Here is a 747-nt window from a genome sequence, read left to right on the forward strand (position 1 = left end):
GCGTGGACGACCGGCGGGTGAGCCGCCGGCACGGGGAGTTGACGTACCGGCAGGGGGGTTGGTGGCTGCGGAACATCGGGCAGCAGCTCGTGCGGCTGCCCCGGGGCCGGATGATGCACGCCACCTCCGAGCCGATCCCGCTCGCCACCGGCTACACGCCCCTGTTCGTACAGGGCTCGGGCCACCGGGAACACCTCGTCGAGCTGTACGTCACCGACCACGACGACCGGGGGCCCGTCTCCAGCCGGTCGGCGGACACCGTCCAGCCGGAGCGGTGGGCGCTGAGCGACGACGAGCGGCTGCTGCTGGTCGTGTTGGGCCAGCACTACCTGGAGTACGAGCCGGACCCGCGCCCGCTGACGTACGGCCGGGCCGCCGAGCAGCTCGCCTATCTGCGCCCGGACGCCGGGTGGACCGTCCGCAAGATCGAGTACCGGGTGGAGGCCGTACGCCGCCGGCTGCACCGCACCGGCTTCAAGTACCCGCTGATGCACGACAACCCCGAGGAGCGCCCGTCCGACAACAGCCTCCTGCACAACCTGCTCCGGGGGCTGGTGGCCTCGACCACCCTGGTGCCGCCGGACCTGGAGCTGATGGAGGACGAGTTCGGGTGGCCCAGCTCCCGCGTCGGTGAGGCCCCCGGCGCCGGCTGACGCCCGCGCACCGGTCACCTTGGCCACGGCGTCGGCGTTTTGGGACCCGTCCCCACCACCCGGTCCTAACGTCACCCCCGACACGTTCCGGGTG

Annotated in this window: 1 protein-coding gene; it reads left to right on the forward strand. The window is 72.7% G+C overall.

Annotated features, from left to right (window positions below; genetic code table 11):
* Window positions 1–653, forward strand: a 653-nt coding sequence (locus KUM32_RS39175) for an FHA domain-containing protein (protein ID WP_254406739.1), incomplete at its 5' end; no start/stop codon positions are given.
* Window positions 654–747: the final 94 nt, after the last annotated feature.

It is taken from the genome of Streptomyces sp. AC627_RSS907 (genome assembly GCF_019049165.1).